Source organism: Paraburkholderia denitrificans (assembly GCF_042655705.1).
Lineage (GTDB): Bacteria > Pseudomonadota > Gammaproteobacteria > Burkholderiales > Burkholderiaceae > Paraburkholderia > Paraburkholderia denitrificans.
Map to the genome: position 1 here is coordinate 1 of NZ_JBHSMP010000021.1, position 25,344 is coordinate 25,344.

Genomic DNA, 25,344 nt, shown 5'->3' on the forward strand with positions numbered 1-25,344 from the left:
CAGGCTCCTTATGCTGTATCCGAAACCCCGGTCTCTCCCTGAGCGCCGGGGTTTTGGCGTTTACGCCCTCGCCTGGAACAGACGAGGCTGCATTGACCTGCCCTGATTCTGGGTCAGCCTCAAGCCCTCAGTTTGTTTCTTCCCATCCAAGATCGACCGCAAATTTCCATGACGTGGCGGTGATCTGGAAACGGGGGAATAGCTCGAAGAGCCTCCTTTCACGGCCTGCTGATGTGCTCCCGGCTCCGGGCATCCCCAAATACCTCACCCGGCGGGTGTGAATGATGCTTATGCTGAGGGCACCGCATTGTGTCCTGGCCCAGTGGTGAGCGGACCCGGGATGGTGAGGATTTACAGGAGTTGACAGGAGCGGATACTGAGGCAGATACCCCTGATACAAGTCGGCTGGGGATCTCGGTACACTGCGCGAACGGTACACGTCGCGTGTCAACAGTTGTTCACCCCGCTTTTTCCAACTCTGCTGTCGGCCGCTTGGGCAACGCCATGTATTGCCTTGTGCGTGGTGGCCTCGGCGCTATTGGGAAGGAAGCAGGGCATAGCAGAGAAGGAACACGCAGCCTGTCTCGCTGTGGAATGATTCGTCCGTCGTTCCTTTCTCGGCGACCGAGGACCAGCCTCGACCCAGTCGTTTGCCGTTCTGCACCGCTTCACCATCGAGCAAGAAAATGAACTCTGGGCCTTCGTGCAGATGCCATGGAAATGACGCTCCCGGCTCAAAACGGACCAACTGCAAACCACGGCCATTGGCCTTGCCAAGGTTCTTGACCTGAACCCCTCTGGCATGTTTGGAGTCAATCCAGGGCACGGCCTCGCTGTCCGTGAAAAGGAACTGGGGTTCGGCGGTGAAAGTCATGCTTGCCACTCCGAGATAGTCTGCCGGCATCCGGGCGATTATGGCCGGCCGGAACGCGGCCGCGCGATTCCCTGGATTCTTCTCACAATCCACTCCGCGGCTATCTCAGCGATCCTCAGGGGCCGACTCTTGGCGTTGCCGCTGGGGCCGGTGGGTATCAGCCAGCATTTATGACCCGCAAGCCAGCCACACTGAGCGTCCGCAATTAACGGTCGCCCCCCCGGTCATCGGATCATCCAGAAATCCCATCGCGATGGTGCCAACCGAATGGTGGATGGTGGTGGCGATGTTGCCAGCAAGGCAGACCAGCTCCGCATCTCCTGGTACTGTACACCGGGCTTCCATTCTTCCGGAAGGCGCCAGCGCTGACTGCCGTGCGACGTGGCGTGGCTTCTCAGAGTGCGCCCGCAGCAGATCCCTGGAGCTTTCGGGCATTTCTGACCACTGCGGCGAGGCTACCTGCTGCGTCTTCCATCTGCTCGCTGCTGAACCCTCCGAACCCAAGAACGAGTCCTGGGCGCATGCTGCCCGGCGCGAACATCGGCGACACCGCACGCACTGCCACGCCCGCCATGGCCGCCTGACGAACGATTGCGTGGTCGTTCAGATCATTGGCAAGCCATAGAACAAGATGCATGCCCTGATCGCCGGGTTCGACCCAGGCGAGATCGGAAGGCAGCAGCGCTTTGAGCGTTTCGATAAGGCGAATCCGCTGTTCCGCATACACGTGCCTAACCTTGCGGATGTGCCGCTCGAGATGCCCCTCCATTATGAAGGCGGCGAGGACGTGCTGATCCGCAGTCGGCGGGTGGCGGTCCATGAGGACGCGAGCGCCGCAGAACGCATCGACGAGCCCGCGCGGGACAATTGCGTAGCCAAGTCGCAGCGAGGGGAACAGGATCTTGCTGAAGGTGCCGAGGTATACCACCCGCTCCGGGTCCAGGCCCTGGAGTGCCGGAAACGGATAACCCTCGTAACGTAGCTCGCTGTCGTAGTCGTCTTCAATGACCCAGGAGTGATTTGCGCGGGCCCACGCGAGCAAGGCGGCGCGCCGCGCCATGCTCAGCGGCATGCCGAGTGGGTATTGATGAGATGGCGTGACAAACGCCGCGCGAGCCCGGGGTGCCATCCGTATACCGGCTTCGACATCAAGGCCCTCAGCATCGACGGGTACTCTCGTGATGCCATCACGATGGCCCACGCTCTCCAGAATCGCTGTGACGCCGCGGTAGGCGGGGTTCTCGATCCATGCCTGGTCCCCCGACGCGAGCAGCACCTGGGTTGCGAGAAAAAGGCCCTGCTGCGTACCGCTTGTGACGATGACCTGATCCGCTTCGCAGCGCACCGAGCGTGATTTGCGCACGTAAGCGGCGATCGCCTCGCGCAGCGACCGCACGCCGAGCGGATCGGCATATCCAGTCGGCGCGCCCGGGCCTCGTGCGCGGATGCGGTTGCCGAGCCGCCGCCAGACATCGGAAGGCGCGGTCAGGCCGATAGGCACCGAAATCGCAAATGGTGTGGGCGCGAGGGGCCGGAATTCCCGCGCTATCTGCGCGAACAGTTCGGCGCGTTCGGGCAGTACTTGTGCAGCCTGGGGTGTCGGTAACGCGTGCGGTGTGTGGGCAGGCTGTCGCTCGGCCAATGCCTGTGCAACGCGTGTCCCGGCGCCGGCTTTCGATTCGAGGAATCCCTCGGCGATGAGTTGCTCGTAGGCTTCGATCACCGTGCCTCTTGCGACCCCAAGCGAAACGGCGAGTGAGCGTGTCGCCGGCAGCGCGTCGCCGGCGCGGATGTCCCCTCGGCGTACGGCTTCGCGCAGCGCCTCTGCCAACTGGTGGCTCAGATTGCCTGCGGTGCGGTCCAGCGCGCCGAAGGAGGGCATCTCCGCGACGCGCGCAGTTCTCGACATGATTCTGGTTCTCTAGAAATAGCTGAAACTGGATCTACAGGATAAACCACTTTCAGTGCAGACTTGAACTGTGGCGCGATGCCAACCCCGCTTATCCTGTTCACGAGAGGACCGCTTATGTACATACCTGCTGATTTCGCTGAAAACCGCAAGGAAGTGCTGCACGCCACCATTGCACAGCATCCATTCGGAACCCTGATTACCCACGGGAAAAATGGGCTCGACGCGAACCACATTCCGTTCGAGCTGGTGCCGGACGGGGGTGAACTGGGCGTACTGCGCGCGCATGTTGCTCGCGCCAATCCGGTTTGGCAGGATGTGGCGAACGGTGACGAGGTGCTGGTGGTGTTCCGTGCGGGGGACGCCTATATTTCGCCAAACTGGTATCCGAGCAAGCACGAGTTCCACAAGCAGGTGCCCACCTGGAATTACGTGGTGGTTCACGCGTACGGACGAATTTCCATTCATGACGACGAGCGCTATGTGCGCGGTGTGATCGGGCGCCTGACCCGCACACACGAGGCATCGCAGCCTAAGCCGTGGAAGATGTCGGATGCCCCCAAGGACTACACCGATGGGCAGGTCAGGGCGATTGTCGGCGTGGAGATCGGGATCACTCGTCTCGTCGGCAAGAGCAAGCTCGGCCAGAACAAGGAGGCGCAGGATATCAAGGGCGCCGGCGACGCGCTGGTGGCATGCGGCGAGGCGCAGATTGGCGAGGCGATGCTGCGCGTCCTTGCGGACAAATCGTAGCCGCCTGGGCGACCTTTCTCGCGCAGGTGCAGTCAGACCGATCCGTGACGGGCGACTGGTAATCGCCCGGCTCTTTGGGCAGCAAGAATTCTTCTTCCCTGGTTGGATGCATCTGCTGCTGCGGCCTTCGCAGGCCACATGGTCATGCAGAAAATCGCTGTGACTGACTGACAAGGGCGGGCCTTTTCACCACGCCAAAGCATGCGTCAAGCAGGTGCGTCAGGAGCGTAGTGCGTGCCGGGTCGCAGTTGTGCAGGGAATGCCAGACTTCTTTCCGGCCGGTGATAGTGGCCAGGTCGGGCGGCAGGACGATACGGGAGTGAAAAACACCGTAGGATGGCCGGCACGACCGCGATGCAGGTGTACGGCCATGGTGGCGAATCCGCGGTTGACACGCACCCTGATGAGGTTTTTCTTATCCGCCAGGATAGGAAAGCTCCTGATTTTCTCAATTACATTAGGGATTTTCTTGATCCTGGAGGGAAACAGGAATAATACCCCAGAGCTGCGAATTCACATCGCCGTACTCACGGATAACCTGGGCAATTATGACCCGGTATCCGTTCAGCCATTGCGCCTGCTTTGACTTGGCTTCCAGGTGCACAGGACGCGTGACCAACTGCTGCAGGGCTTCTTCTGATTCCCAGTAGTAGATATTTTGGACTAGCCCGCTTTGCGGGTTTTCCCACGTCTCCTCACCCAGGTATCCATGAATTGAACGCGCGATTTCGGCTATCTGCTGATCGAGTCGGTGGAACTCATCATTGTATTGACCGGGCTTGAAGGTAAAGGTCGCCGAGATCATGGGCACTCGCTTGTTATCGTTGATGGGACACCATGGTGCTGCAAGCAGGCCGAAAGTATGGTGATTTTTGCGCAACTGCCGGATCGCTTTGACAGGTTTGCGTCTGATCTGTATATTATACTAAATAGATCAACAAGTTGAACTTTTCTGTGCGGCTGGTGCCAGAGAGAGACGCCGGTAAAATTGCCGGAGCATCGGGGGAGCGGCTCCGGCGCGTGGACGGGGCACAGGAGAACGGATGAAGCGGATACTCGACAAGGTTGACGAGAAAATCCTCGCACAGCTTACAGAGAACGCACGCCTGTCTCATAACGACATCGCGGGATCAGTCAATCTATCGCGTAACGCGGTGCGCCTGAGGATCGAAAGGCTGGAGCGAGACGGCTTCATCCGTGGGTACACCATCAGGCCTGGAGGCGCCACGCCTGATTCCCAGCCTATCCGCGCGCTCATGTTTGTCTACCGGAAAGACCGTATGCGCGGCCTCGATGTGCTCCGCCATGTGCGCTCGGTTCGGGAAGTGGTGGCCTGTGATGTCATGAGCGGGGAGCTGGATATCGTCCTGCACATCGAAGCGCCAACGTCGGACCGGATTCACAAGCTATGGGAAGAGATTGCGGCCCTGCCGGAGGTGCTGAACACGGTCACGTCGTTCGTTCTCACCCGCTCGAAAAACACCGTCTCGCCCGGCTGATTGTGGTTTGCCGCCAGCGGTGCACTTTACAAGTGATGCCGGGCATCCTGTTCAGTATTTCGAACAAACTGGCGGGTTCGGCCCGACACGCCTGCTGATTACGATCTTCGCTATCTGCTCCAGAGGGTGACGCGGATCGAGTGACCGAATACAGGCTTGCCCTGGCTGCGTTTGATGATGTCCATCGGGCGTCCGTTCGGCTCGCGGTGGAAATCAGTGCGCTTTTCGCACGCGAGCCGGAATTTGCGCTGAATGCTACTGGTCTGGCACAAGCGCTGGTTGCATCCCGGGACGTGAAAATGGGGCTGGCGCGAGGGAGTTCTCCCCCGCCAGCCCTATTTTCATCGGATGCAGCCTCATCCGGGCGATCCGCGTTGGCGGCGGACCGATTACACCCCTTCCATCACGCGAACGTGGCGTCGAGCGCAGCGGCAATGTCAGCAATCAGGTCCTCTGGCTCTTCAAGCCCGACGGACAGTCGCAGATGCCCGTACTTCTGGAATGGTGCCGGGTAATGTTCGGAGCCGCCGCGGCCTTCCGCGCCAACATGTACGATCAGCGTCTCGTCATGTCCGAGTGAAACCGCTGACGTGATGACCCGCAGATTGTCAACGAACCGGTTCTGGACGTCCGGGCTTCCATCGACGGCGAACGCCATGACGGCCCCGAAATATGTGCCACCAAACTGGCGTGCTGCAAGCTCATGTTGAGGGTGGGATGGCAGGCCGGGAAAGGCTACAAAGGCGACCCGCGGATCGGAATCAAGGTACGCCGCGACCTTCCTTGCGGACGACATATGCCTTGGAAGGCGCAAGGGCAGAGTCACTGAGCCTCTCATGATCAACCACGCGTTGAATGGGGAAATGGTCGCGCCCAGGTCGACCAGCGCAGCATGTTTGATCGCGCGAATCTGTTCCTTGCGTCCTATCACCGCACCGCCCATCGCGTCGCCGTGACCATTGATATATTTGGTCAACGAGTGAACGACGAAATCGGCACCGTGTTCAAGCGCTCTGAACATCGGCGGTGGCGTGAAGGTTGCGTCGATCGAAAGCAGGGCACTGCCTGCGTGGGCAATCTTGGCGACCGCCGCGATATCGACAACTTTCGTCGTCGGATTGGCGATCGTTTCCGTGTGTACCAGACGCGTGTTGGGGCGCATTGCACGGCGCACTGCCTCGAGGTCACCCATATCGACAAAGGATGCCTCGATGCCGTAGCGCTCAGGCAACAGCTCTGCAAAGAGGCGCCAGACTGCTTCGTAGGTCACATCGCCCACTACGACGTGATCCCCACTTTTGAGGAGCGTGAAGAATATCGCGTGCAGCGCGCCGACCCCGGTTGCAAAGACGGCGGCTTCTTCCGCGTGCTCCATGGCGGCGAGCTTGCGCTCGAGGCAAACCTGGTTGTGCCCGGCATTACGTGTGTAGGTCAGCCCGTCTGGATCCGACCAGTCCATCGTGGACGGGTCGTCAGGAAGGCGATATGAATTGGCCATGACGAGGGGGGTGCGGATTGCACCCGTGGTCGTGTCCATGACATTGCCTCCATGAACTGCCTGGCTTGCAAAGGCGAGCGTGGTCAGGTCCGCCTTGTCGGGGCGCTGGGGTGTGGTTTTGTTTTGCATTGCTAACCTCATGTAAAGCGTTAATGGAATGTGCGTCGGGGGACCCGCATGCGGAAGGCCGTGCCGGGCCAGTGCGTTTCCGGCTAGCCCACGGACCGCTAGCCCCGAACCATCAGGGCAATACCGGACAACGCCAGCAGCACGCCCACCATGCGTTGCCAGGTCAGGCGCTCACGCAGCAGCGTCGTCGCGAGCAGTACCGTGGTGAGCGGATAAAGGGAGACCAGTGTCGCGACAATCGACAATGGGCCGCGATGGATCAAGGCGGACCTGAACAGGGCTGTGCCCGATGCGTCCAGACAGCCGCTGAGCGCGATAAGTGCCGCAGCCCCCGGATTCGGCCGCGCCGCAAACATCGTGCGCTGGCCCGCGAGCGTGGCGACCACGACAAGACCGAGAGCAACGGATCGGGCGGTGAAGAGCGGCACGAAGCCTGCGTGCACTGAAACCTGCTTCAGGCAGATATAGGTCATGGCAATGCAGGTGCCGGCAACGGTGGCAAGCAACAGTCCCCTGCCTGCCTGGCGGTTGTCGTCCCTGTCTGCCGAAACGTGTTCCGCTCCACTGACAATGGCGACGGCCAGCGCGCCCAGCAGGCATCCTGCGTATGCCGTAGGTGAAGGCGATTCATGGCCAACCAGTACGCCGAATATCATCGGCGCGACAATGCCGATTAATGCGGTGACCGGGGCGACGACTGCCATCGGCCCGACTCCAAGCGCCAGATACAGTGCGGGAAGCTGGATCGAGATGCAAAGGCCCGCTCCGACACTCCATAACCAGTCCGTCGGGTTTGTCATCGCACCAGGCGTGAGCAAGGTGAACAGGCCGGTAATCAACAGACCGGGAATCTGGTTCCAGAGAAGCACATAGCCGATCGACACGCGCCGCGTCGCATAGCCGCCGAGGAAGTCCGCCGTGCCGTAGCATACCGACGAAAGTAAGGCCAGAACCGATCCCATGTCGCTTTGCAGTCCAGTTGGAAGCACCGGTGCAAGGTCGGCGCTTCTTGTTCAATATAAAACGCAATAGTACATTATATTGAACTTCTGGCAAGCGGGGATTACCCTTCAGACGCGAAGAGACAGGGGCAGGCTGGTATTTGCAACGCACATCGGTGGCGGCGACCCTCGCGTGTCACCCGTCGATGACAATGGTCTGGCCCAACTGGTACAGTATAGTGAACTGAAAGCAAAGGCCTGTAGCACATGAATGATGTCGATGCCATCAACACCATCGTCGGAAAAAATCTTGTCACACAACGCAAGGCTCGCGCGTTGACACTTGACCAGCTAGCGCTTGCGTCAGGCGTCAGCAGGGGGATGGTCGTCCAGATCGAGCAGGGGAAGACCAACCCGAGCGTAGCCACCCTCTGCCGGCTGGCAAATGCTCTGGGCGTGCCCATTTCCAGATTGATTGAGCAGGCTGCCCAGCCATCAGCCTACAAAACCACACTGGCAGATGCCCAGGAACTCTGGCGCGGCAGTGACGGGGGCTGGGGACGACTGATCACCGGGTTTGACGATCCGTCCGTACTGGAATTCTGGGAGTGGCGCCTGAGCCCGCACGAATTCTACGATGGCATTGCGCATCCGCCAGGCACCAAGGAACTGCTGATCGTCAATAGTGGCACGCTCACTGTGACCGCAGGCGCCGTGAGCGAAGCAGTTGGGGAGCGTGAGGCGCTCGTGTTCTCGGCGGACGTTCCCCACCGCTATGCCAACCAGCGCGACCGTGACGTCATCTTTATGATGGTTGTGGTCGAGCCGAGGCTGACCGCACGCAGTAGCATTCCGGCAAAAAGTACATTTTGATTTACCAATAGATAAATATATTGAACTAGAAAAAATTTCAGGCTATAGTCACCTCCAACATGTCTCTGGAGGTGTTTGATGTCTGCGGAAAAGAGTGATCCAGTTGCGGCGGCACTGGATCAGTTTCGGGTTGCCGAGGCGATCTATGATGACTATCCCGAGACGACTGTCGCCGTCGTTGTCGCACTGGGGCTGACCAATGGGCCGTCCACGGCAGAGAGCCAGGGAGCGTTAGCTTCTGCGGCAGCTGCAGTGCGGGAAAAGCTGGATGCCGATGGTCTCAAGGACCATCCGAAAGTCTCCTGTTGGCACGAAATCTACAAGCGGTTCAACGCCAAGCCGCGGAAGTATCCCTCGTCGGTGGAGTCGCTCGCCCGTCGGGCCTTGCGCGGCGAATCGGAAATCCCAGGGATTAATGCTCTGGTCGACTTCTACAACGCACTCAGCCTGCGTTATCTCGTTCCGATTGGCGGCGAAGATCTCGATACACTCGTCGGCCAGCTTGAGCTGCGACCGGCAACCGGCAATGAGCCCTTTGATATCGCGGATGACTCAGCTGCGAGTGAGGTGATCGTCCCGACCGGCGAAATTGTCTGGGCTGACGACGTTGGTGTCACGTGTCGACGCTGGAACTGGCGCCAGGGACGTCGGACGCGCCTTACCGAGTCGACAGTAAACGCGTGGTTCATTATCGACTCGGCCCTTCCGTCAACAGGCGGCAAGGAAATCGGCGAAATCGTGAAGGAGCTCTGTAACGTCCTGCGCGTGCAGGGGCGGGCTATGCAGGTTGGCTACCGTCTCATCAAGGCCGGGGTTCCTGCTCTCTGAGCACCGGAAGGAGTCAAAGTCATCTGCCGGGAGGAGCAGGGGAATGTTTCCCTGTTCGGCAAGATGGGGTTTGTGGTGTTAAAGCAATAATAATTAGTATAACGATTTAATCTGAAGTTGCGCCCCGGGATTGTCTATTCCTGTGGCTGATAACCTGACATGTTGAAGGAGACAACCGTGAAAAAGATATTTGTGTGCATTGCGCTGGCGTCTGCTGCGGCTGGTGTTTGTGCGAAAGACTGGACAACAATCCGCTTTGGTGTTGACGCGACTTATGCGCCGTTTGAATCCAAAGCTGCAAATGGGGATGTTGTCGGCCTTGATATTGATCTTGGCAACGAGATTTGCCATCGTCTGAATGCAAAATGCGTGTGGGTGGAGAGCGACTTCGACGGGTTGATTCCTGCTCTGAACGCGCGGAAGTTCGACGCTGTGCTTTCGTCGATGACTATCACCCCGCAACGAGCGGAGCAGATCGCGTTTTCAGACATGATCTACAAAACTCCGACACGCCTTGTCACCAGACAGGGGGCCAATCTGCAGCCGAGCCCCGAATCGTTAAAGGGCAAGGCTGTGGGGGTCGAGCAGGGCACAATCCAGGAGACTTACGCGAAGAAGAACTGGGCGCCGAAGGGGGTGCAGGTCGTGGCATACCAGAACCAGGACCAGGCGTATGCGGATCTGATCGCAGGGCGTCTGGACGCCACACTGCAGGACGAAGTCCAGGCCGATGTGGGATTTTTGAAGACCTCGCGTGGCACCGGTTTTCAGTTCTCAGGCCAGGAAATTCCGACAGGTGAAGCAGCGATTGGCCTGCGCAAGGATGACGCAGACCTGAAGGGCAAGATTGACGGCGCGATTGCCGCCATGGTGAGAGATGGAACGTTCCTGAAGATCGAGAAGAAATATATTTCGGTTGATCTTCGCACCAATTGATCTCGCTCGCGGCGCAGCTTCGGCTGCGGCCGCGTCATTGCCGGAACTATTCCAGATGATTCTTCAGGGATTTGGCCCGTTATTGTGGGCGGGAACGGTCGAGACCGTAAAACTCTCGGTACTTTCGCTTGCTGCGGCTCTTGTGCTTGGGCTTGCTGGCGCTTCTGCAAAGTTATCTCTGTACCGCGGAATCGCGGCGATCGGCACCACCTATACCACGCTTGTCCGGGCGGTTCCCGATCTCGTGCTGATGCTGCTGCTCTTTTATGGGATGCAGATTCTACTTAACCGGTGTACTGATTTGCTGGGATGGGACCAGATCGATATCGACCCGTTTGTTGCAGGGGTTATCACTCTCGGTTTCATCTACGGCGCGTATTTCGCCGAGACATTTCGGGGCGCCTTTCTCGCGGTGCCGCGAGGCCAGATCGAAGCAGGATTTGCATACGGCATGAGCGGTTTGCGTGTGTTTTTCAGTATCCTGTTCCCGCAGATGATGCGTTTTGCGTTGCCTGGTCTTGGCAATAACTGGCAGGTGCTGGTGAAGGCCACAGCGCTCGTCTCGATAATCGGCCTGGCCGATGTGGTGAAGGCCTCGCAGGATGCAGGCAAGAGTACGCTGGATTTCTTTTTCTTCACCCTGGTGGCGGGTGCAATCTATCTTGCAATCACGACAGTTTCGAACGTTGTGCTGCACCACCTCGAGAAACGTTATTCAGTTGGTGTCAGGAGGGTCTCATTATGATCGGGATCATCGGTCAATACTGGCAGAATTATTTGTACACGGACGGCTATCGCTTCAGCGGGATCGCCGTGACGCTGTGGCTGCTTGTTGTGTCGGTCTTGCTGGGCTTCCTGCTGGCGGTGCCACTGGCTATTGCACGGGCGTCGGGCAATCCTTGGATGTCGCGGCCGGTCTGGTTCTTCACGTATGTGTTTCGCGGCACTCCCCTGTATGTGCAGCTGCTCATGTGCTACACGGGCATCTACAGTTTGCACGTTGTTCATTCCAATCCGCTGCTGGGCTCGTTCTTTCGTGATGCCATGAACTGTACGCTGCTTGCGTTCACATTGAATGAGGCCGCCTACGCGACGGAGATTTTCTCCGGCGCCATAAAGTCCACGACCGCGGGAGAAATAGAAGCAGGTCTCGCCTATGGGATGTCGCGTTTCAAGCTGTACACACGGATCATCCTGCCCTCGGCGCTGCGCCGTTCGATCCCGATGTACAGCAACGAGGTCATCCTGATGCTCCATGCGACGACGTTGGCATTTACGGCAACGGTGGCTGACGTCCTCAAGGTAACGCGTGACGTCAATTCGGCGACCTATATGCCATTTCAGGCGTATGGCATTGCCGCAATCATCTATGCGGCGATCGCGTTCTCCCTTATCTGGATGTTCCGCAGGCTGGAAGCGCGCTGGCTCCTTTTCCTTGCACCGCGTGCACGCTAACACCCCCAAAAGGATACCGCCATGTACAAGCTTGTCGTCGAAGACCTGCACAAGAAGTTTGGTGACAATGAAGTCTTAAAGGGCGTTTCCCTGAAAGCCAGAGGTGGGGACGTCATCAGCCTTATCGGCTCGAGCGGCTCGGGCAAGAGTACGTTCCTGCGCTGCATCAACTTTCTGGAGCGGCCGTGCTCGGGGCAGATCACGATTGGCAATGAGCTGATCCGTACGACAATCGATCGAGATGGCGCCCTGCGGGTCGCTGACCAGAAGCAGCTGCAGCGCATGCGGACCAGGCTTGCCATGGTGTTCCAGCACTTCAACCTGTGGGCGCATATGACCGTGCTGGAAAACGTCATTGAAGCGCCGCTTGCTGTGCTCGGCCTTCGTAGGGACGAGGCTGTCGCGCGCGCGCGGGGGTACCTGGAAAAGGTGGGGTTGCCGGCGCGGGTCGAGGGCATGTATCCCTCGCATCTGTCGGGTGGGCAGCAGCAGCGTGTCGCCATAGCACGGGCGCTCGCGATGGAGCCAGAGGTCATGCTCTTTGACGAACCCACCTCTGCGCTTGATCCTGAGCTCGTGGGTGAAGTCCTCAAGGTCATGCAGGCGCTGGCCGAGGAAGGCAGAACGATGATCGTGGTAACACACGAGATGGGCTTTGCCCGCCATGTGTCGAACCATGTCGTGTTTCTGCACCAGGGAAAAATTGAGGAGCAGGGTGCTCCGCAGGATATCCTGGTCAATCCGGGTAGCGAGCGGTTGGCCAGGTTCCTCTCGGGAAAGCTGAAATAGTGTAACTGCCAATCTGGCGGGTAACGCCACGGTGACGGCTATTCCTGAATCGACGCACTGGCGATCCGGACTGCGAAGCGCAGGGATAGCCGGACGACTCCTCTGGCGCGGCGTCTATCACCGGATTGCACTGGCGCCGCACCGATGATTGGAGCGCACTCGCAGTAATGTGAAGCTTAAGTGTTGCAAGCGCATATGGAGATATCCGTATTCAATACACTCCTCGCTGCACACCGTGTGCGAGCAATCTGGCGTTGCTGATGCGGTCTGGTTCACAGACGTAACTAGATTGGGCTGACGTTGTGATCGTTGTTCGTTCGCGCGATCGTTACGCTGGGCTTCGGACACCGGACTATAAGCTCCTGCGCCGTGCCTGCGTCAAATTCGTGCTGGCTAGCTTCGCTCCGGCGAAATGGCCTTGACGTATAATTTCCCGCTGAGGACGACCTCCGCCTACGGGCTTATTTGCTGTCCGGGACGACCCGGCTCTTTGACACAGGAGGAGCCGTATGGCCTGGGTTTTTCTCGTTGTTGCAGGTTTGCTTGAAGTCCTCTGGGCTTACGCGATGAAGCTGTCCAATGGCTTCACGCGGCTGAACTATTCCTCCATCACCATCGTGGCCATGATCGCCAGCTTCGCGCTGCTGTCGGTTGCGATGAAATCCCTCCCCCTCGGCACTGCCTACACGATCTGGACAGGTATTGGGACCGTGGGCGCCTTTGTCGTCGGCATCCTTGTGCTGGGCGAGGTTGCCAGCCCCATGCGCATCCTTGCGGCTGTCCTGATCGTTGGCGGCCTCGGGCTGATGAAGCTCACGTCCTGAGCAAATTTGCTGGATCTTCTGCAATAGAAGAGGAGCACGCATGAACACCAATACCTCTGCCCTGGTGCCACTTATGGCATACAAGAAATGGATGGACACGGGCCTATATGAGTCGCTTCAGTCTCCGGACTATGCAGACAGGCCCGATGCCGTTCAGCAGGCGCTGTACTGGCTCAACCACATCCACATCGTCGATCAGATATTCCAGTCCCACATGCTGGGGGAGCCTCACGGCTTTACCTCGACCGAGAGCAGTTCCTTTGCTCCACTACCGCAATTGCGCAGCGCGGCCGAGGCGCTTGACGAGTGGCTGATCCAGTACGCACAGCAACTGGATGACGCTGCCGCCGCCGAAGAAATCGACTTCGTCTTCACTGATGGCGACAAGGGCCGCATGACCCGGACGCAGATGCTGATGCACCTGGTCAGTCATGCCCTCTATCACCTCAGCGTCACCACCCACGAACTGTCCCGTCAGGGCCTGCCTACGCCGCCCCTCCTGCTGACGACCTGCCTGGGCCAGTAGGCAGTAGTGCAGGCGGACAACGGCTTGCAGAGGGCAGAAAACCCACGACTGACAGATGGGTCACTCTACGGGTAGCCGATATATCTCGGATGGTACGAATCGATCTCTATTTAATATAGGTATCCTTAATGTAATAGGTGAGATCAAACTCTAGTGGTTCCTACCCGAGGCGCTCCCTGGTATGTCGACTGGAAACGGGGTGGTTACAGCCGACCCGGGTAGCAAAATGCCGAAGCGCTCTACCGCGTCATCGGGAGAAGCAGGCAGGGTTGGGACATTGAGGCAATAAGCGATGGCTTCGGCACTCTGTGCCAGAAAGGAATCCTCCTCTTCGGCTACAGCACAAAAGGTGTTGGGGGCAGCCACCGAATTTCCCTGGACCACTGGAAACCGACCAGCCGTTCAGCGGTATCCCGACGCAGCACGCTACGCTCCCCGTCCGAAGGGTTGGTCCCGAACCGGGTCCGCACGATGCAATTTGAATCTCCGCGAGCAATCTGCTTGTAATTTTGGTCAGAACGCCATATTGGGACTGCCTCTCACGTCCGATAGCATTTTCATCATCGTTCAACAGATGAAGGTGCCGAAGTGAGTGAGTACAAAGTTGCTTTGATTGGGTTTGGCGGAGTGAATCGTGCTTTGGCACAGCTTGCCGCGGACAACAACGCCCAGTGGAAACAGGAGCTGGGCTTCGAACTGAAGATCGTCGGTATCAGCGATCTGCATCTGGGCGCAGCGGTCTGCCCGGACGGGTTTGATCTGCAGGCGTTACGGGAACTCCCGGCCGAGAAGGGGGCGCTGAGCCGGCTGCCGGGTGGCAAGAAGGAAGCCGCGACCGAGGAAGTCATCGAAACCTCTGGTGCCGATATCGTGGCCGAAGCCACGTTCACCAACGCAGTCAATGGTGAACCCGCTTCTTCCTACTGTCGCCTTGCGCTGACCAGGGGAATCAGCGTGGTCACCACGAACAAGGGCCCGGTAGCCTTCCATGCCGAGGCTCTGAAGCGTGTAGCTGCGGAACACGGCGTCTACTTCGAGTACGAAGGCGCGGTTATGAGCGGAACGCCTGTCATCCGGCTGGGCCGGGAGTTGCTTGCTGGATCGGCATTGAAGGGATTCGAGGGCATTCTCAATGGCACCTCGAATTTTGTCCTGTCGAGCATGGAGTCGGGGCTGAGTTTCTCTGAGGCGCTCGAAAAGGCACAGCGTCTGGGTTACGCAGAAGCGGACCCGACCGCTGACATCGAGGGTCATGACGTTCGCCTGAAGGTTGTGATTCTCGCCAATGAACTGCTCGGCGCGAAGCTCAAGTCTGCTGATGTTCCGTGCAAAGGCATCAGTGGTCTGACGCTGCAGAACATCCAGGATGCTGTTGCGGCGAATGCACGGTGGAAACTGATCGGAAGCGCATCGAAGATGGCCGACGGGACCATCCGGGCTAGCGTTGAGCCCAGAATGCTTCCGCTGGAAAATTCGCTGACTGGGGTGGGCGACGCGGTCAATGCCGTCACGTTCAAAACGGGGCTGCTCGGGGATGTCACCGTGCGCGGGCCGGGCGCAGGCCGCATTGAGACGGCTTATGCACTGCTTGCGGACATCATCAGTATCCATAAAGCCAAAACGGCAAAGGGGAACTAATCATGAACAGTATCAGGTTGCCCGCCGCGGGCTCCGGCAACGCGATCGCAGTCACCAGTCCGTTCGATGGTAGCGAAGTTGGCTTCGTGGCAGACATGCCCCCGGAAAGTGCAGCTACGCTGATCCAGATCGCCAGGGATGGGGCGACTGTGTCCCGCCGTATTCCACGGCACGAGCGTGCCCGCATTCTCGAGACCTGCGCCGGGTTGATTGACCGCGATAGAAAAGCGTTCGCGGAACTCATCGTGGCTGAAGCCGGCAAGACGCTGAGGCAGGCCGAGAAGGAGGTCTCCCGCTGCATAAATACACTCAAACTGTCGGCCGATGAAGCGCGTCGTAACAGCGGGGAGGTGATCCCGTTCGATTCGTATGCGGGCTCGGAGAATCGTCAGGGATGGTTCACGCGCGAACCCCTCGGCGTAATTGTTGCGATCACGCCGTATAACGATCCGCTTAACCTTGTTGCCCACAAGCTCGGTCCCGCGATCGCTGGCGGCAACTCGGTCGTGCTTAAACCGTCGGAGCTGGCGCCGCTGTCGGCAATTAAACTGGTCGACTACCTGAACGTGGCGGGCCTGCCGGCTAACGTCGTCTCGATTGCGACCGGGGGGGCTGCCCTCGGCGAAGCCCTCGTAGGGGCGAAAGATGTGCGCATGATCTCGTTCACCGGCGGATTCGTCACGGGAGAAAAGATCGCGCACGCCGCTGGTCTCAAGAAGCTGGCGATGGATCTCGGCGGTAATGCACCGGTGATCGTGATGGACGATTGCGATCTGGACGATGCCGTCGACTCGTGTGTGTCCGGAGCCTACTGGGCTGCGGGCCAGAACTGTATTGGAACGCAGCGGATCCTGATTCATTCGAGTATTTATGACGCGTTCCGGGATCGCTTTGTCGCAGGCACTCGCGCATTGAAGGTGGGTAACCCTGCATTGCAGGACACGGATGTCGGGCCGATGATCACTGCGAAGGCAGCACAGCGTACTGAAAGTGTGGTCAACGATGCTATTCGCCAGGGGGCGAAATTGTTGTGCGGCAATGTACGGGATGGTTCGGTGTACGCGCCGACAGTTCTTGAAGACGTGAGCTTTCAGTGCGATCTGTGGAATCAGGAGATTTTCAGTCCGGTAGTGGTGCTCCAGAGAATCGAGTCGATCGGAGAAGCTCTGGAACTTGCGAACAGCCCGGCGTATAGCTTGCATGCAGGGATCTTCACGAGTAGCCTCGCGACGGCCCTGAAGGCGGCAGATAGTCTTGAAGCGGGCGGAGTCATGATCAACGATTCTTCCGACTATCGCTTTGATGCGATGCCGTTTGGCGGGTTCAAATACGGAAGCCTCGGTCGTGAGGGCGTGAGGTTCGCCTATGAAGAAATGACGCAGCCAAAGGTGGTGTGCATCCGTAAGACCGCGTGCTGATTTCAGACACCTCGCACGGTGAAAACGACTCACGAATTCCCGTGGGTCGTTTTCGCTTGTGCACACGAACAAGGAAGGAAAAAGTGATGGCAAACACCAGTCATATCACCGGTCAGATCCGCGGCAGTATCCCTGCCATCGTGACCCCGATGCATGAGGATGGCAGTCTCGATCTGCCAGCATTTCGAACACTCATCGACTGGCACGTCGAAGAAGGCTCGAATGGACTCGTCGTGGTAGGCACGAGTGGGGAGTCGGCAACGTTGTCTGTGGAAGAGCACATCCTCGTGGTGAAGACTGCGGTCGAGCATGCTGCAAAACGCCTTCCGGTCATTGCAGGAACGGGGGGGAATTCAACAGCGGAAGCGATCGAACTGTCGCAACTGGCAAAGCAGGCAGGAGCGGACGCCACGCTGCAGGTCGTGCCGTACTACAACAAGCCGACACAGGAGGGCATGTATCGTCACTTCTGTGCGATCGCCGATGCCGTCGACCTGCCAATGATTGTCTACAACGTGCCTGGCCGCACCGTTGCCGACATGAGCGACAAGACGATCCTCCGTCTTGCAGATGTGCCTGGCATTGTCGGTGTGAAGGACGCGACCGGAAATATCGAGCGTGCAGCGCAGCTCATCAAGCACGCGCCGTCTCACTTCTCGATATACAGTGGGGACGACGCCACGGCCATTGCACTGATGTTGCTTGGTGGGCACGGTAATATTTCAGTTACCGCGAACGTCGCTCCCAGGGCAATGAGCGAGCTTTGCCGTGCTGCGCTTGAAGGCGATGTCGGTACCGCCCGCCGCATTCATCTGAACCTGTTGTCGTTGCACCGGCAGCTCTTTTGCGAGTCGAATCCTATTCCCGTCAAGTGGGCGCTGCAGGCGCTCGGGCGGATTGAAGGGGGCATCCGCCTTCCGCTTACGCCGCTTGGCGAGCCGTTCCGGGATGTCGTTCGTGCAGCGCTTCAGGAGGCAGGATTGCAGGCGTGAGCCACGGGGTTGCGCGTAAAGCGGGGGCGCGTCAGATGGCGCTGCCCCCGCGTGAGCGGGACGGGGGCGTTAAAGATAGAAGGCCGTGGCTTTCGATCCAACGAGGTGCCGAATCCGGTCGAATGATGTGATGAGGCTGTCGCGTGAAGCCGCCGAACCGTCGAGCAGTACCGGCGCAAAATGAAGCGCGTCGATTCCGGCCGGAACGGGAAAGGCGTCTTCTGATCCATTCCCGGATTCTCCGGTGACCGCTGTCCCGGCAATGGCAATCAGACTCATGTACAGCCATGCGGCCCGACGAGGGCCGAATTCCAGAAGAAGGGGTGGGGCGGCGGGGGGTGTTTCCTCATGCGCCGGTAACCGGTAGCGCGAAGCCATCGATAATGCCCTGAGCAGGGGGAGTTCGTAAATGCCTGGCCACCATGCCCTTGGCTCCTGCATCCAGGGCCCCACCTTTAGCACGCCGGCCATTTCGATTTCACCCCCCGGGAAGAGGTACGCATAGGCTTCATGCTTTCCGTGGTTGTCGACCGACGAGGTCGCCAGCCAGCCATCGCCGTGGGCGTCCACATGATGCAGGGCTGTGTTTGCCGGCTCCAGCGAGAGCAACGATGTTGGCGCTTCTGACAACGCGAGCGAGCGATGGGCAGCGCTGATACTGCTGTCTTCGTACAGGATCCTGCCGATCCACACGGGACCTTGGGCAAGTGGAGCATAGGCGCTGCCGGCTCGAATTTCGGCCGCGCGGCGGTAAGCCTCCTCCTGCATTGCGTGTAACACATCGGACATCTGATTCTCCAGTAGGCGAATACGTCAGGCTTGCGTACAGTGGTTTGTCTGTTGATGGTGAATTGGCGTCCTGGCCAATACAGTCGACAATACCTGGATTCTAGAAGTGCACCGGGAGCAAAAAAAGTGATGAGTTTTGACGATGATGGTGAGTTTGACTCACCTGTCCATCGGCAGCGCCTGCCGTCACTTCATGCGTTGAGATGTTTCGAAGCAGCTGCGCGGGAGGAAAGCTTCCGGCGGGCAGCCGATGCCCTCAACCTCACGCATGGCGCGGTCAGTCGGGCTGTGCGCCTGATTGAAGACGATCTCGGAGTGATATTGTTCGACCGGCGCAACAGGCGCGTGTATCTCACCAGGGAGGGGCGCAGGCTCGCTGAGGCGGTGAGCGGTGGCTTTAGCCTGATTGAGTCGGCCTGCCGGGAATTGCGCATGCATGGTGGCCGCGCCACCTTGACGCTTGCCTGCGAGCCGACGCTGCTCATGCGCTGGCTGATTCCGCAATTTCCCGCGTTTCAGAAGGCCCATCCGGACCTCGATGTTCATCTGGTGGCGGCATCCGGCCCGGTGCTCGGCAATGGCATCGACATGGCAATTCGTCGCAACGACATTTCGTGGGGGAAGGAGATCGCTGCTGTTTGCCTGTTTGACGAGCAGGTTGGTCCGGTATGCCGGCACGATCTGGTGCAGGAATTCTTTTTGCCCACCGATGGCTTGTTGCGACTGCGGCGTTCCGCAACGCTGCTTCACACCAGCACGCGTGGGGACGCGTGGAAAACCTGGGGGAGCCTGGCGGGACAGAAACTGGGCTCTCACAAGGCCAGGACATTCGAGCACTTTTACTACAGTCTCCAGGCCGCAGTGGCAGGCTTGGGGGTCGCGATTGGGCCATGGAAACTGGTCCAGGCCGATATTGAAAGTGGCCTGCTTGAGGCGCCAGCAGGGTTCCTGGAAGACGGCTCGGCCTACTATCTTCTTTCTTCCCCGTCGGGCATTGAGAACAGGACCCGGGCCATCGTCACGGAATGGCTCACGACGATAGCGCAGCCGCGGGCACCTTGATACAAGCCTGCAGCGATGGCCAGTTTCAGTCACCGACGCAGATTGGCAACTGTCGTCGAAAAAAAGCTCCGTTTTTCCGGTGTTGGCATACCCTGCTCGACACAACCGGAGTGGCTCGTTACGTGATGCTGAATTACTACATCGCCTCTGAGCCTTATGTCACAGCGGAGGTGATTTACCTTCTGCTGCCCCTCTCCTGCACCCGTTTCTTTAAATTCGCTAAAGGCCGTCGGCTGCAGCATCTTGTTCCGCGTGTGCGGTATCTGATATGAAACAAATCGTCTAGTTGAGGGTTGTCTGGGCGATGTGGAGGAGGAGCGACAGGAGCGGCGACTGAACACGCCCCCGCCGTGAGATCGCGACGATCCTGCGGCGGAGGGCCGGACTGGTGATCCTTATCCGTTTGAGATGGTAGTCCTGCAGCAGCCTGGTGGGCATGAGGTCCGGCAGGATGCACTGGCCAGCCGTGACAGAGGCAAGCTTGAGCATGGCATCAACCGTGTCGACTTCCGCCGCGATATCGAGATGTGGGATCTCTGCGGCCAGCATCCGCCGCAGCGCATAATGCTGGGGAAAGACGATGAGAGGAACCTTATGCTCGGTGAGCGAGATCTCATCGAGCGCGGCGAATGCCGAATTTTCATGGACGACAAGGCACATGTCCTCATCGAAAAGCGGGGTGATATCGACACCGTCCGATGCTACCGCCGTGTCATAGACGAATCCCACGTCTGCCTTGCCAGTCTCGACCAGATCGACCACGTCAGGAGAGCTTCGCCCCAGCAACGTTATATTGACTTTGGGACGCTGTCCCATGAACTTTGCCATGACGTCAGCTATGAAGTAGTAGCTCAGCGTATGAATGGTCGCCACGCGCAGCGTACCCTCGGTGATGCCTTGCTGCTCTCGCAGCTGGGTGATGCAGGTGTCGATCAACTCATAGGCCGGGCGGGCAGCGTCCAGCAGTCTTTGTCCGGCATCCGAGAGTGAAACGCCACGTCCGTGCCGCTCGAACAGGGCTTGTCCGACGTAGGTTTCCAGTGTGCCCAGTTGCTTGCTCAGGCTCGACTGGGTCAGGTCCAGCGCTTCCGCTGCAGCAGAGAGGGATTGGGATTTTGCGATTGCAAGGAACAACCGCAGTTGATGATCCATGTATTTCATTGGGGCGGGCACCGTCGTGGGTAGAGTTTCCGCGCCCTGGCGATTTCTTTTCACGTCGATAAGGCCAGCCGTCCGGCGCCGAATTGCCCTTTTGCAAGCCCGAGCAGGTCGCATCTGCGCGGCCGGGCTGGCGGGATAGGGGCGCGCCGATCGTATCACGAAGCGTCTCACCAGCTTGTTCAGGCGGCTCCTCGTAGACGAAGCGAAGCTGCCCTCGTAAAACCACCGGGATCAGATCCGCGTCTTACGCTGCCTTTTTGGTCTGACGGCACCAGTAATCGAACGTGCTGCGAACGATCGATGGTTTCAACAGATAGTCATGTGCTTCCTGCGCCAGAGTGGCGCTCAGTGGTGTGAGCGGTCCGAACGTCTGGGCCCGGACCTGCATGCGGGCAGCCCGCTCCAGATACACCGACAGGTATGTCGCTTCCTCCACGCAGTTGCCCGTGGTCAGCTGGCCGTGATGCGCGAGCAGAATGGAGCGCTTCTCGCCGAGCGCCTGCGAGATGATGACGCCCTCCTGGTCGGCGATGGGTACGCCGGGCCAGTCGGCGAGAAACGCACAATCGTCATGGAAGGGAGTCATGTCCATCTGGGCCACCACCAGTGGTTGTCGAGCGGCGACAAGGGCCGAGACCCAAGGGGAGTGCGTATGGATGATGCTCTGGACGTCGGCGCGGGCCTGATAGACCCACAGGTGAAACCGCGTGGCCGGGTTCGCCATCCCATTGCCGGACAGCGTGTTCAGGTCACGATCGACCTCGATAAAGTCATCCGGCGTTGCTTCATCGAAGCCGAGCCCGAAGCGTAGCGTCCAGTAGGCGTCCTTCCGGGTCGACCGGGCGCTGATCTGGCCGGCGAGACCGGCTTCCTGACCTGTCATTGCAAGGATCCGGCAGGCGAACGCCAGTGTCTCCTGTAGTGTTCGACTGGCTGGTTTGAGGTGTTCGCGCATCTCGCGCGTGGCCCGTTCGTCAAAATACGCTTTCGCTCTCAAGTCCATTCGAATCGTCCCGCATGCGGAAAATGGAAAGTATGGCCAGAGCGTAGGCGCGTCGGGAATCCTGAGCTATCGTGCTACGCTCATAGCAGATATGAATTTCTTCCTATAGCAAGGCGGAATCTAGCCTCGAATACTTCAAGCGAGGCGCTGGCAAGTCCCGTCTATACCTGACTTACGGGCAGGCCACCCAACGTGTGAATCGGATCATCAACGCCGGCAGCGCCGGGGTCGACGCCTCGGAATTGGCAAACTGGACACGGACAGCACAATGAACGGGAAGCGGGACTACGAGGAGATGGGCTTTATGACGAGGGCCATCCACCTTGGTTACGACGCGCAGGAGGAGAACGGCGCTGTCAATGCGCCGGTTTATATGACGTCGACCTATTCATTCGACACAATGGCCGAGGCCGAGGCCGTATTCGCCGGCGAGAGCGACCGATACGTTTACGGTCGCCAGCACAATCCGACACAAGCGCTACTGGAGAAGCGCCTGGCCTCACTGGAGGGAGCCGAGGCGGGGCTTGTGACCGGTACGGGTATGGGCGCCATCTGCTCGACGATGATGACCCTGCTTCAGGCCGGCGATGAGATCATTTCGCATCACACGATCTATTCGACGGCGTCGACGTACCTCGACGATGGACTGCCTGGCCTCGGTATCGGCGTGAAGAAAGTCGACCTCACGAATCCCGAAGAGTTCGCGGCCGCGCTCACAGCGAAGACGCGGCTCGTCTACTTCGAGAGCCCTGTGAATCCGTCCGGCGAAGTGCTTGACATCAGGGCGATCGCTGATCGCGCTCGAGCGGACGGTCTGCTCGTAGTGGTTGATTCGACATTCGCGTCCCCTGCATTGCAGCAACCGATTTCGCTGGGGACCGATCTCGTCATTCACTCGTTGACAAAATATATCAATGGCCATGGGGACATTCTTGGTGGCGCGGTGCTCGGCAGCGCCGAACTGATCGACAAGATCCGGACCAAAGGCATGCGATACATGACGGGTTCCAGCCTGTCGCCCATGAGCTGCTTCCTGGTGTTGAGAGGTTTGAAGACGCTAAAAATCCGGATGCGTCAGCACGGCGAAAGTGCACTTCAGATTGCCGGGTGGCTGGAGCAGCATCCAGCAGTGTCGACGGTATGCTATCCGTTCTTGCCCTCACATCCGCAGCATGACCTGGCACACCGGCAGATGAGTGCGGGCTCCGGAATGCTGTCCTTCGAATTGCGGTCTGGTTTTGATGGTGCCACGCAAATGATTGATGGCCTCCATCTGATCGGAAAGGCCGTGAGTCTCGGCGACACTGAATCGCTGATTACGCATCCTGCCGCGCTCGTCGAGGCCAGGCAGCGGATCGATCCGTCGGCAAGACTCGCAAGAGGCGTGTCTCGAGCCATGATCCGGCTTTCCGTCGGTCTCGAAGATGTCGAGGACATCTGGGCCGATCTCGAGAATAGTCTTGATCGACTGGTTTGATCGGGTGGGCGATTGCCTGGAGAGCTTCGGCTCAGAGGGTAATTCTGGGTGACCGCCAACCCCTTGAGCGCTTCACTGTCGTCAGGATGGGCGTTCACCGTAGTCATACCCGCCGTGTACGCGGGCGAGGGGAGGCTTACAACGCGGAGCCGGGCTCGGCCGTGCGAACCGGGCGTCGCCAGTCGATGCCTTCGAGCACACGGATGACGGCGCGGTTCAATGCCTCCGTCGCCCGCCTGGTCTGGCCAGTCGTTCGCAGCGTTCCGTTACCACGCCGGTTACCCAAACGAGGTCCGCGGCATCTTCGCGCGCATGTCGATCATCGAAAACATGCAGATGGGCGCGTACCTGCGCAACGACAATGACGGCGTCAAGAAGGACGTCGAGCGCATGTTCGGCTTCTTCCCGCGCCTGAAGGAACGCGCGACGCAGCTCGCGGGCACGCTCTCGGGCTGGCGAGCAGCAGATGCTGGCGATGGCGCGCGCGATCATCTCGAAGCCGAAGCTCCTCCTGCTCGACGAACCTTTGATGGGTCTCTCGCCGATCATGGTCGAGAAGATCTTCGAAGTCGTGCGCACGATTTCGCAAGAGGGCATCACGGTGCTGCTCGTCGAGCAGAACGCGCGACTCGCGCTGCAGGCGGCGCACCGCGGCTACGTGATGGATTCCGGTCTCGTCACGATGGAAGGCGACGCGAAGCAGATGCTCGACGATCCGAAGGTGCGTGCCGCTTATCTGGGCGTGTGAATGTCTCAGCGAACGGGGGGCAGGATTCGGTGAACGCCAACAACGCCCGCCAAATCCATTTGACGAGCCGTAATCACTTCTCTTAATCTTTGCTCGTTCGTAGACACCCGAGAGCGGGGAAGCGTGGGGTTTAGTGCGACGACCACGAATGCCGAATTGCTCGACCGAATCGGCCATTTGCGGTCGTTCACCCGTCACCTCGACCGGCTGAAGGACAACCCAGTTGCGGACCGACAAGGAAGATATGGAAATCAAATGGATTGAGGACTTCATTGCACTCGCTCAGTACCAAAGCTTCTCGCGGGCAGCAGAGTTTCGCAATGTGACCCAATCTGGCTTCAGCCGCAGAATCCAGTCGCTCGAGCAGTGGGTCGGTTCCGAGCTGATTGACCGCAGCAGCTTTCCTCCCGTTCTGACTCCGGCAGGCCAACTTTTTCGCGAAGCAGCTGAGGATGTTCTGGCCAAGTTGTACGACACGCGGGCCATTATCCGCACGGAACAGCGAATTGCCGGCAAGAGTTTGCAAATCGCGGCGGGTCATACTATCGCATTGAATTTTTTGCCGACCTGGCTTAAGGCCCTCTCCAGGCATTTGGGGGAGGTGCGAGCTCGCGTCGTTCCGACGAATGTTCACGACTCGATTCTTATGCTCGTGAACGGTAACTGCGAACTGATGTTCGCGTATCACCATCCTGAACTTCCTCTTCATCTTGACCCGGTAAAGTATGAGCACGTCACGGTCGGTATCGACACGTTGATGCCGGCCAGTCGGCCGAATCCGCGCTCGGCACCCGTGTTTCGCCTGCCGGGCACGAAGAAACAACCTCTTCCCCTCATTTCATACACGGACACCAGTTACTTTGGGCGTTGCCTTGCGTTGCTGCTTGGCCGGGCAACCGCCGCCCCAGCACTGCAACTGCATTACGAATCGGATATGGCAGAAGTCCTGAAGAAGCTCGTCATGGAAGGTGAAGGTGTGGCCTGGTTGCCGCGGAGCACGATTGCCAGCGAGCTGGAGGCCGGTGACCTGGTACCGGCAGGACCAGCGGCATGGAATCTGGACATCGAACTACGCGTATATCGCGATTCGTCTAATCGGAATGAGTTTCTGGACGAACTTTGGCATTACCTCCGCGCTGGCTTGACCTCGCTCGATTAGGGGTTTTCCCGTGTTATGCGAGATTCGCATACGCGTATGACGCAACAGCATCATCCTTTTGTT

General features: G+C 58.9%; 24 protein-coding genes and 1 pseudogene. 17 read left to right on the forward strand and 8 right to left on the reverse strand.

Going from position 1 to position 25,344, the window contains the following annotated elements; all coding sequences use genetic code 11:
- Positions 1-535 precede the first annotated feature (535 nt).
- Together ACFPTO_RS18050 and pdxR are read right to left on the reverse strand one after the other, a co-directional pair.
- Positions 536-874 carry a cupin domain-containing protein gene (locus tag ACFPTO_RS18050; protein WP_377713352.1) on the reverse strand — a complete coding sequence of 113 codons (339 nt, stop codon included), beginning with the start codon at positions 872-874 and terminating at the stop codon, positions 536-538.
- Positions 875-1,268: 394 nt separating this feature from the next.
- Positions 1,269-2,783 (reverse strand): MocR-like pyridoxine biosynthesis transcription factor PdxR, encoded by a 1,515-nt coding sequence (gene pdxR / locus ACFPTO_RS18055; protein WP_377713353.1) that lies wholly within the window; start codon positions 2,781-2,783, stop codon positions 1,269-1,271.
- Between the two features lie 117 nt (positions 2,784-2,900).
- Here pdxR and ACFPTO_RS18060 point away from each other — a divergent pair, with 117 nt between their 5' ends.
- Positions 2,901-3,536 (forward strand): FMN-binding negative transcriptional regulator, encoded by a 636-nt coding sequence (locus ACFPTO_RS18060; RefSeq protein ID WP_377713355.1) that lies wholly within the window; start codon positions 2,901-2,903, stop codon positions 3,534-3,536.
- 457 nt (positions 3,537-3,993) lie between these two features.
- Here ACFPTO_RS18060 and ACFPTO_RS18065 read toward each other — a convergent pair whose 3' ends face one another.
- Positions 3,994-4,341, reverse strand: a complete 348-nt coding sequence (locus tag ACFPTO_RS18065) for an antibiotic biosynthesis monooxygenase family protein (RefSeq protein WP_377713356.1) — start codon at positions 4,339-4,341, stop codon at positions 3,994-3,996.
- A 238-nt stretch (positions 4,342-4,579) separates the two neighbouring features.
- On the opposite strand from ACFPTO_RS18065, the gene ACFPTO_RS18070 reads away from it, so the two are divergent.
- Positions 4,580-5,035, forward strand: a complete 456-nt coding sequence (locus ACFPTO_RS18070; RefSeq protein ID WP_296655223.1) for an Lrp/AsnC family transcriptional regulator — start codon at positions 4,580-4,582, stop codon at positions 5,033-5,035.
- A gap of 403 nt (positions 5,036-5,438) precedes the next feature.
- Here the strand turns inward: ACFPTO_RS18070 and ACFPTO_RS18075 are convergent, their stop codons facing one another.
- Positions 5,439-6,662: a trans-sulfuration enzyme family protein gene (locus ACFPTO_RS18075; RefSeq protein ID WP_377713359.1), complete on the reverse strand. Its 1,224-nt coding sequence runs from the start codon at positions 6,660-6,662 to the stop codon at positions 5,439-5,441.
- Positions 6,663-6,760: 98 nt separating this feature from the next.
- Positions 6,761-7,624: an EamA family transporter gene (locus ACFPTO_RS18080; protein WP_377713361.1), complete on the reverse strand. Its 864-nt coding sequence runs from the start codon at positions 7,622-7,624 to the stop codon at positions 6,761-6,763.
- Positions 7,625-7,870: 246 nt separating this feature from the next.
- Here ACFPTO_RS18080 and ACFPTO_RS18085 point away from each other — a divergent pair, with 246 nt between their 5' ends.
- The 11 genes from ACFPTO_RS18085 to dapA all read left to right on the forward strand — a co-directional run bounded on the left by ACFPTO_RS18085 (position 7,871) and on the right by dapA (position 17,882).
- Complete coding sequence (locus ACFPTO_RS18085; RefSeq protein WP_377713363.1) at positions 7,871-8,476, forward strand: helix-turn-helix domain-containing protein; 606 nt, start codon at positions 7,871-7,873, stop codon at positions 8,474-8,476.
- Between the two features lie 78 nt (positions 8,477-8,554).
- Entirely contained in the window at positions 8,555-9,304 is a 750-nt protein-coding gene (locus tag ACFPTO_RS18090) for a B3/B4 domain-containing protein (protein ID WP_377713365.1), read from the forward strand.
- A 177-nt stretch (positions 9,305-9,481) separates the two neighbouring features.
- Complete coding sequence (locus ACFPTO_RS18095) at positions 9,482-10,240, forward strand: ABC transporter substrate-binding protein (protein ID WP_377713367.1); 759 nt, start codon at positions 9,482-9,484, stop codon at positions 10,238-10,240.
- 55 nt (positions 10,241-10,295) lie between these two features.
- Positions 10,296-10,985 (forward strand): ABC transporter permease, encoded by a 690-nt coding sequence (locus tag ACFPTO_RS18100; RefSeq protein ID WP_377713369.1) that lies wholly within the window; start codon positions 10,296-10,298, stop codon positions 10,983-10,985.
- A complete protein-coding gene (gene hisM, locus ACFPTO_RS18105) occupies positions 10,982-11,695 on the forward strand; it encodes a histidine ABC transporter permease HisM (RefSeq protein WP_377713371.1) in 714 nt (237 codons plus the stop codon). Before ACFPTO_RS18100 ends, hisM begins: the two co-directional genes overlap by 4 nt.
- Before the next feature lie 21 nt (positions 11,696-11,716).
- Complete coding sequence (locus ACFPTO_RS18110) at positions 11,717-12,484, forward strand: ABC transporter ATP-binding protein (RefSeq protein WP_377713373.1); 768 nt, start codon at positions 11,717-11,719, stop codon at positions 12,482-12,484.
- 509 nt (positions 12,485-12,993) lie between these two features.
- Positions 12,994-13,308 (forward strand): DMT family transporter, encoded by a 315-nt coding sequence (locus ACFPTO_RS18115; protein ID WP_377713375.1) that lies wholly within the window; start codon positions 12,994-12,996, stop codon positions 13,306-13,308.
- Positions 13,309-13,348: 40 nt separating this feature from the next.
- Positions 13,349-13,834, forward strand: a complete 486-nt coding sequence (locus ACFPTO_RS18120) for a DinB family protein (RefSeq protein ID WP_377713377.1) — start codon at positions 13,349-13,351, stop codon at positions 13,832-13,834.
- Between the two features lie 588 nt (positions 13,835-14,422).
- Complete coding sequence (locus tag ACFPTO_RS18125) at positions 14,423-15,472, forward strand: homoserine dehydrogenase (RefSeq protein WP_377713379.1); 1,050 nt, start codon at positions 14,423-14,425, stop codon at positions 15,470-15,472.
- Positions 15,473-15,474: 2 nt separating this feature from the next.
- Entirely contained in the window at positions 15,475-16,890 is a 1,416-nt protein-coding gene (locus ACFPTO_RS18130; RefSeq protein ID WP_377713381.1) for an aldehyde dehydrogenase family protein, read from the forward strand.
- Between the two features lie 86 nt (positions 16,891-16,976).
- Complete coding sequence (gene dapA, locus ACFPTO_RS18135; RefSeq protein ID WP_377713383.1) at positions 16,977-17,882, forward strand: 4-hydroxy-tetrahydrodipicolinate synthase; 906 nt, start codon at positions 16,977-16,979, stop codon at positions 17,880-17,882.
- A gap of 69 nt (positions 17,883-17,951) precedes the next feature.
- On the opposite strand, the gene ACFPTO_RS18140 is transcribed toward dapA, so the two are convergent.
- Positions 17,952-18,671: a hypothetical protein gene (locus ACFPTO_RS18140; protein ID WP_377713385.1), complete on the reverse strand. Its 720-nt coding sequence runs from the start codon at positions 18,669-18,671 to the stop codon at positions 17,952-17,954.
- A gap of 129 nt (positions 18,672-18,800) precedes the next feature.
- Here ACFPTO_RS18140 and ACFPTO_RS18145 point away from each other — a divergent pair, with 129 nt between their 5' ends.
- Positions 18,801-19,733 (forward strand): LysR family transcriptional regulator, encoded by a 933-nt coding sequence (locus ACFPTO_RS18145; protein WP_377713387.1) that lies wholly within the window; start codon positions 18,801-18,803, stop codon positions 19,731-19,733.
- A gap of 282 nt (positions 19,734-20,015) precedes the next feature.
- On the opposite strand, the gene ACFPTO_RS18150 is transcribed toward ACFPTO_RS18145, so the two are convergent.
- Positions 20,016-20,894 (reverse strand): LysR family transcriptional regulator, encoded by an 879-nt coding sequence (locus ACFPTO_RS18150; protein ID WP_377713389.1) that lies wholly within the window; start codon positions 20,892-20,894, stop codon positions 20,016-20,018.
- Positions 20,895-21,138: 244 nt separating this feature from the next.
- Positions 21,139-21,897 carry an aldolase gene (locus tag ACFPTO_RS18155; protein ID WP_377713391.1) on the reverse strand — a complete coding sequence of 253 codons (759 nt, stop codon included), beginning with the start codon at positions 21,895-21,897 and terminating at the stop codon, positions 21,139-21,141.
- A 268-nt stretch (positions 21,898-22,165) separates the two neighbouring features.
- Here ACFPTO_RS18155 and ACFPTO_RS18160 point away from each other — a divergent pair, with 268 nt between their 5' ends.
- From ACFPTO_RS18160 to ACFPTO_RS18170, 3 genes and pseudogenes are all read left to right on the forward strand, one after another.
- The gene (locus tag ACFPTO_RS18160) at positions 22,166-23,374 is read left to right on the forward strand and encodes a trans-sulfuration enzyme family protein (RefSeq protein WP_377713392.1); all 1,209 of its coding nucleotides are present in this window, start codon (positions 22,166-22,168) and stop codon (positions 23,372-23,374) included.
- Between the two features lie 288 nt (positions 23,375-23,662).
- Positions 23,663-24,122, forward strand: a pseudogene (locus tag ACFPTO_RS18165) (ABC transporter ATP-binding protein); the annotation flags it as partial.
- A gap of 244 nt (positions 24,123-24,366) precedes the next feature.
- A complete protein-coding gene (locus ACFPTO_RS18170; RefSeq protein ID WP_377713413.1) occupies positions 24,367-25,281 on the forward strand; it encodes a LysR substrate-binding domain-containing protein in 915 nt (304 codons plus the stop codon).
- The last annotated feature ends 63 nt before the right edge of the window (positions 25,282-25,344 follow it).

What these genes read in the sequence shown, in the direction of transcription:
- hisM (WP_377713371.1), top strand. Translation starts at nt 10,982, where the DNA reads ATGATCGGGATCATCGGTCAATACTGGCAGAATTATTTGTACACGGAC.
- ACFPTO_RS18115 (WP_377713375.1), top strand. Translation starts at nt 12,994, where the DNA reads ATGGCCTGGGTTTTTCTCGTTGTTGCAGGTTTGCTTGAAGTCCTCTGG.
- pdxR (WP_377713353.1), bottom strand. Translation starts at nt 2,783, where the DNA reads ATGTCGAGAACTGCGCGCGTCGCGGAGATGCCCTCCTTCGGCGCGCTG.
- ACFPTO_RS18060 (WP_377713355.1), top strand. Translation starts at nt 2,901, where the DNA reads ATGTACATACCTGCTGATTTCGCTGAAAACCGCAAGGAAGTGCTGCAC.
- ACFPTO_RS18065 (WP_377713356.1), bottom strand. Translation starts at nt 4,341, where the DNA reads ATGATCTCGGCGACCTTTACCTTCAAGCCCGGTCAATACAATGATGAG.
- ACFPTO_RS18145 (WP_377713387.1), top strand. Translation starts at nt 18,801, where the DNA reads ATGAGTTTTGACGATGATGGTGAGTTTGACTCACCTGTCCATCGGCAG.
- ACFPTO_RS18090 (WP_377713365.1), top strand. Translation starts at nt 8,555, where the DNA reads ATGTCTGCGGAAAAGAGTGATCCAGTTGCGGCGGCACTGGATCAGTTT.
- ACFPTO_RS18140 (WP_377713385.1), bottom strand. Translation starts at nt 18,671, where the DNA reads ATGTCCGATGTGTTACACGCAATGCAGGAGGAGGCTTACCGCCGCGCG.
- ACFPTO_RS18110 (WP_377713373.1), top strand. Translation starts at nt 11,717, where the DNA reads ATGTACAAGCTTGTCGTCGAAGACCTGCACAAGAAGTTTGGTGACAAT.
- ACFPTO_RS18070 (WP_296655223.1), top strand. Translation starts at nt 4,580, where the DNA reads ATGAAGCGGATACTCGACAAGGTTGACGAGAAAATCCTCGCACAGCTT.
- ACFPTO_RS18085 (WP_377713363.1), top strand. Translation starts at nt 7,871, where the DNA reads ATGAATGATGTCGATGCCATCAACACCATCGTCGGAAAAAATCTTGTC.
- ACFPTO_RS18130 (WP_377713381.1), top strand. Translation starts at nt 15,475, where the DNA reads ATGAACAGTATCAGGTTGCCCGCCGCGGGCTCCGGCAACGCGATCGCA.
- ACFPTO_RS18160 (WP_377713392.1), top strand. Translation starts at nt 22,166, where the DNA reads ATGAACGGGAAGCGGGACTACGAGGAGATGGGCTTTATGACGAGGGCC.
- ACFPTO_RS18155 (WP_377713391.1), bottom strand. Translation starts at nt 21,897, where the DNA reads ATGGACTTGAGAGCGAAAGCGTATTTTGACGAACGGGCCACGCGCGAG.
- ACFPTO_RS18120 (WP_377713377.1), top strand. Translation starts at nt 13,349, where the DNA reads ATGAACACCAATACCTCTGCCCTGGTGCCACTTATGGCATACAAGAAA.
- ACFPTO_RS18075 (WP_377713359.1), bottom strand. Translation starts at nt 6,662, where the DNA reads ATGCAAAACAAAACCACACCCCAGCGCCCCGACAAGGCGGACCTGACC.
- ACFPTO_RS18050 (WP_377713352.1), bottom strand. Translation starts at nt 874, where the DNA reads ATGACTTTCACCGCCGAACCCCAGTTCCTTTTCACGGACAGCGAGGCC.
- ACFPTO_RS18080 (WP_377713361.1), bottom strand. Translation starts at nt 7,624, where the DNA reads ATGGGATCGGTTCTGGCCTTACTTTCGTCGGTATGCTACGGCACGGCG.
- dapA (WP_377713383.1), top strand. Translation starts at nt 16,977, where the DNA reads ATGGCAAACACCAGTCATATCACCGGTCAGATCCGCGGCAGTATCCCT.
- ACFPTO_RS18100 (WP_377713369.1), top strand. Translation starts at nt 10,296, where the DNA reads ATGATTCTTCAGGGATTTGGCCCGTTATTGTGGGCGGGAACGGTCGAG.
- ACFPTO_RS18150 (WP_377713389.1), bottom strand. Translation starts at nt 20,894, where the DNA reads ATGAAATACATGGATCATCAACTGCGGTTGTTCCTTGCAATCGCAAAA.
- ACFPTO_RS18170 (WP_377713413.1), top strand. Translation starts at nt 24,367, where the DNA reads ATGGAAATCAAATGGATTGAGGACTTCATTGCACTCGCTCAGTACCAA.